Annotated in this window: 5 protein-coding genes; all 5 read right to left on the bottom strand. The window is 28.9% G+C overall.

The annotated features are described in order from the left end of the window. Positions 1-15: 15 nt before the first annotated feature. Positions 16-366 (bottom strand): DUF6483 family protein, encoded by a 351-nt coding sequence (locus KGF52_RS20135; protein WP_227436740.1) that lies wholly within the window; start codon positions 364-366, stop codon positions 16-18. Positions 367-588: 222 nt separating this feature from the next. Next, entirely contained in the window at positions 589-780 is a 192-nt protein-coding gene (locus tag KGF52_RS20130) for a hypothetical protein (protein ID WP_003418667.1), read from the bottom strand. Between the two features lie 120 nt (positions 781-900). Continuing rightward, on the bottom strand, positions 901-1,815 hold the full coding sequence (locus KGF52_RS20125) for an MBL fold metallo-hydrolase (protein WP_227841405.1): 915 nt from the start codon (positions 1,813-1,815) through the stop codon (positions 901-903). Positions 1,816-1,985: 170 nt separating this feature from the next. Further along, positions 1,986-3,482, bottom strand: a complete 1,497-nt coding sequence (locus tag KGF52_RS20120; protein ID WP_227841404.1) for a 4Fe-4S dicluster domain-containing protein — start codon at positions 3,480-3,482, stop codon at positions 1,986-1,988. Positions 3,483-3,744: 262 nt separating this feature from the next. Further along, positions 3,745-5,235, bottom strand: coding sequence for a 4Fe-4S dicluster domain-containing protein (locus tag KGF52_RS20115; RefSeq protein ID WP_227829854.1), 1,491 nt, complete (start codon positions 5,233-5,235; stop codon positions 3,745-3,747). Between the last annotated feature and the right edge of the window lie 200 nt (positions 5,236-5,435).

The following is a 5,435-nucleotide window of genomic DNA, read 5'->3' as shown; positions in this document are numbered from 1 at the left end:
ATTTTTATACATACTTTATTCTAAATTTAAAACCTTCCTAATATCTTCTATACCTTGATAAACTTCTTGTTTAGAAAAATTCATAGCCTCTAATTCTTCATCAGTTTTTTCCATAAGCATAGTATAAAATTCTATTGCTATATACTGCATATTTTCACTATTTACAGTTTTAGCTTTATCAAATAAAATTTCTTCTGCTTCATTCACATTTCCCTGGAAAACTAATCTTTTTAAAGTTATTAATATAACTTCTTCTTCAGTATTATATACTAAATCTTTTTCTTCATATTCACTGTATTTTTTCCCCAATAAGAATCTTGCAACCATAAGTTTTATCTCATTGAAAATCTTATCCACTATAGCCATATTTACATCTCCTATAAATAAAATTTATTTTCTTTTTAATTATACCAAACTTTCTAGAGAAAATTATTGTATGTAAATAAAATAATGAATAAATAATTTTTGAATAATAAAAAAAGAAGGTAGCGGGGGATATCCGACTACCTTCAAACACTAGATTGTGATTGGTTTGGTATTTTGTTTATACCCACCATAAGCTTCTTTAAATCATTTAAATTGATTTTTTTAGCATCCACATCCTCCATCAAAAACATCACCACATTCGCAAAGTATTAATAATAATATTAAGAAAGGTATCCATGCACATAAGTCCATTTCAGCCCAACAGTCTTGGAATGCTAAGAATAAGAAAAATAATATTATTATCCACCAAGCACATCCGCCAAATCCGCCTTCACCAAAAAATCTATCCAACATAATATGTTACCTCCTAGTTATTTTGTATGTGGAGTTTCAGCTCCTAAAATATACTATGTTTAAGGTCTCATATTTGCTAATGATTTTTTTAAATTTTTTTATACAATTTTTCAGAAAACACTATTGACTTACACTTAACTTATTTCCGTCACTATCTATAACTATGTCTCCATTAGAAGTAAGAAAAGTTTTTATATCTAATTTTTTTAATATTTCTAATACTTCTTCATCAGGTTCTTTTTTCTGTGAGCAAGTAATAGCAGCATATTTTGGTGAAATAGATTTTAAAAATGCTTCACTTAATTTATCATACCTTCCATGATGAGGAATTTTCGCAAAATCGTATTTTAAAGTATTTTTACTTATAAATTCAGCTAAACGTTCTTCTTCTGCATCTCCTGCAAACAAAAAGTTATGTGTTCCATAATTTATACTAGTGATTATCGAGTAATCGTTTGAACTCTCATAATTACTTTTTAAAGCTGGCTGTATGCTTATTTTTGCTTTATTGATTACAATATTCATTTTTTCTTTCAATACTGTAGGCTCTATACCAGTTTTTTTAAGCGAGTTAATATATTCATCATATTGTTTACTATCTTTTTTATAATTTGCTTGTATTAAATTATTCACTTTAACACTGGACAACACACTATCAACTCCACCTATGTGGTCTTTATCTAAATGAGTTAAAATTAGATAATCAAGCGTATTTATACCTTTTTCTTTTAAATTATTAACTATTTGTTCACCATCTTTATCTTCTCCTGTATCAATCATTATAGCTTTCTTGCCTATCTCAATTAATATGCAATCTGACTTTCCAGTATTTAGTATAGTAGTTTTAAATGCAGTATTTTCTATATCATTTTGAATATTATTTTGACTCATACTATTTTTCTCACTATCTAAATAAGATTTACTTGTTGATTCTGTCTTACCATTAGCAGTTACATTTACTACAATCAATAGCACTGCAATCAAAGATACCGTTGTAATTAAAAACATGATGTCTTTTAATATTATTTTCTTCATCCAAAAGCTCCTATAAATTTTATTTATTACATATTTATAGTATAGCAATGCTGACATAATAAAATACACCTAGAAAAAGGGCAAATTCTAGGCATATTTGTGGCATTAAATATAACAAATAGTTTAGTTTTATAATTGTAACTAAGTATTTTTTAAAATATCAATTAATACTATCTTTCTAAATTTAAATCTTCAAACTCTTTTATTTTATCATTAGATAAAACACTCTTCTTAGTTGATTGTCCATTTTTTCTATCAAAAGTATTTTTAGCTTTTACACCTGATAAGAATTTACCAGCTCCATTAATACAGCCTTCTTCGCACATCATTCCTTCTATAAAATTACCTTCTAATCTACCTAATTTAGCCATTGTCATTGTTTTCTTAATTTGTCTTGGTCCAGAAACTTTTATAGGCTCAAAATCAAAACTGATACCTTTTTCAGCAATATAATTCTGTATTGATTTTGTGAGCCCACCAGACGCTCCAAATCCCCTTCCAAAAATTGAACCATCATTTATATCATCATTTGAGCATTTTGACAAATCTACATTAAAAGCTTCAAATAATGCCATTAGTTCTTCAAAAGTTAGTACATAATCCACTGCATCTTTTAAACATTCCTCAGTTGCCTCACTCTTTTTTGCAGTACATGGACCTATAAATACTACCTTAGCATCAGAATCAAATTTTTTTACGAATCTTCCTGTGGCTACCATAGGTGATACTGTAGAAGATATTTTATCAACTTCATCTGGGAACATTTTCTCTATATATTTAAAGAACCCAGGACAGCATGAATTTGTCATATACTTATCTCCAGATTTTATTCTTTCAATGAATTCATTACTTTCACGAACTGTAACTGCATCTGCTCCACAAGAAGCTTCTATCATATCTATAAATCCTAGTGATTTTACAGCATTTTTTAATTGTCCATATGTAATGTTACTATCAATTTGACCTGTTATTGCTGGAGCTACTATCGCATACATATTTTCTTTTCTTGCAAGTTTTTTTGCAACTGGTACTATCAAACTCTTGTCAGATATTGCTCCAAATGGACAAGCTGACATGCATGCGCCACAATTTATACAATTATCTTCATGTATCATAGCTTTCATAGTATCTCTATTAAAATCTAACGCACCAGTTGGGCATACACTTTTACATGGTCTTATAACCTCTGAGATAGCATCATATTGACATGAACTTTTACACATTCCACAAGCTTTGCATAAATCATGGTTTATATAAGCTCTTCCATTTATATAAGAAATTGCTCCAAACTTACAAGCTTCTTTACATCTATGTGCCAAACACCCTCTACAAAGTTCTGTTACTGTAAATTCATTTATTGGACATCTATCACATGCAGCTTCCACTATATACATAATTTGCTCATTGGAGCCTAAATTTACTGAATCTGGATTTATATTTTCATATTTAGTATTTGGTGTCAAACTCAGTGCAAGTTGTGCTCGTTCAAGAACTACCTCTCTCTCTTTATAAACGCAGCATCTATATCTTGCTTTCTCTCCTTTAATTATTTCATATGGAATTTTTTCTATGTTCTCTTTTGTTAAATTTTCCTCAATTGATAGTTTTGCTACAACTGTTAAAATCTCATGTTTCAATCTTTTTAGCTGTGTTTCAAACTCAAACATAAGTACTCCTCCCTATAAACCACCTATTTCACCTATATTTATACTCTTATGTATCTTGTATTTTTTATTTATTTCCATAAATTATTATAACATAGGCATGGTCTTTGTTAAGTTATATACAAAATATTATATATCTAATTTTTATTTTAAGTACTTAAATATATTAATATAAGTCTAAATAAAAATAGAGTTATCCTAATGTTAAATTACAACTTAGAACAACTCTATTCTTCATCTATATTTTTTATGATTATCTATAAATCTATTTTTCTAGATTTATATCACTAAAATCTTTTATTTTTGTATTTGCTAAAATACTTTTCTTAGTTGATTGAGAATTTTTTCTATCAAAAGTGGTTTTAACCTTTGCACCTGATAAGAACTTACCAGAACCATTTATACATCCACCTTCGCACATCATACCTTCTATAAAGTTTCCTTCTAATTTTCCTAAATTAGCCATAGTCATTGTCTTCTTAATCTCTCTTGAACCAGAAATTTTTACAGGTTCGAAATTAACTCCAATACCTTTTTCAGCAAGATAATTTTCTATAGCTTTTGTAAGTCCACCAGCAGCACCAAAGCCTCTTCCAAATATTGATGCATCATCTATATCTTCATTTGAACACTTAGCTAAGTCTATATCAAATGCTTCAAATAGTGCCATTATTTCTTCAAAAGTTAGTACATAATCAACAGCTCCTTTTAATTCCTTTTTAGCCGCTTCATTCTTTTTAGCTGTACAAGGACCTATAAATACTACTTTTGCATCAGGTTCATAATTTTTTATAAATCTTCCACTAGCTATCATAGGAGATACAGTAGAAGATATTTTTCCTACAAGGTCTGGGAATGTCTTTTCTATGTAACCAACAAATCCTGGACAACAAGAGTTTGTCATAAAAGAGTCTCCTTCTTCCATTCTTTCAGCAAACTCTAAACTTTCATGAACTGTAACTGCATCTGCTCCACAAGCAGCCTCTAGTACATCGACAAAACCTAATGATTTTATAGCATTTTTTATTTGACCATATGTAACATTTGCTTCAACTTGACCTGTTATAGCTGGAGCTACTACTGCGTACATTTTTTCTTTTTGTACTAATTTTCTAGCTACTGGAGCTATCAAACTCTTATCAGATATCGCTCCAAATGGGCATGCTGACATACACGCACCACAGTTTAAACATTTATCTTCATGTATCATAGCTTTCATATTTTCTCTATCAAACCCTAAAGCATTAGTTGGGCATACGCTCTTACATGGTCTTACAACCTCTGAGATGGCATCATATTGGCAAGCTTTTTTACACATTCCACAAGCCTTACATAATTCATGATTTATATAAGCCATTCCCCCAACATGTGTAATAGCACCAAATTTACAAGCTTCTTTACATCTATGTGCTAAACAACCTCTACATATATCAGTTACTGTAAATTCGTTTATTGGGCAACTATCACATGCTGCTTCTAAAATATATATTATTTGTTCATCTTCTCCTACATCCATTGTATCTAAATCTATTTTATCTTGACCTGGCAATAGTCCCATACTTACATTTACTCTTTCAGATATTATAGCTCTTTCTTTATAAACACAACATCTGTATGTAGGTTTCTCGCCTTTTATTATTTCATATTGAATATTATCCATTGCTTCTCTTGTAAGGTTATCTTCTTTTCCAAGCCTAGCTATTGCAGTTAAAACATCATGTCTTAATTTGTGTATTTGTGTTTCAAATTGAAACATGTTAATACCACCCCCGTAAATAATTTTATACGGTACTATTATAGCATAATATTTCCTTTTATTAATATATATGTAAAACATTATATATTTAATTTTTATTTTATCGAATTTATATACTGTTTTTTTGTTTTATTATATAATAATAGTGATATTTCTGAAATTTCACTATTTTTAAATTTTATTTTCAGTCTATTTTATAA

Source organism: Clostridioides sp. ZZV15-6597, from assembly GCF_020657815.1.
Classification (GTDB): Bacteria; Bacillota; Clostridia; order Peptostreptococcales; family Peptostreptococcaceae; genus Clostridioides.
Note: the sequence above shows the minus strand (reverse complement) of the source record. Positions and strands in the feature narration are given on the sequence as shown.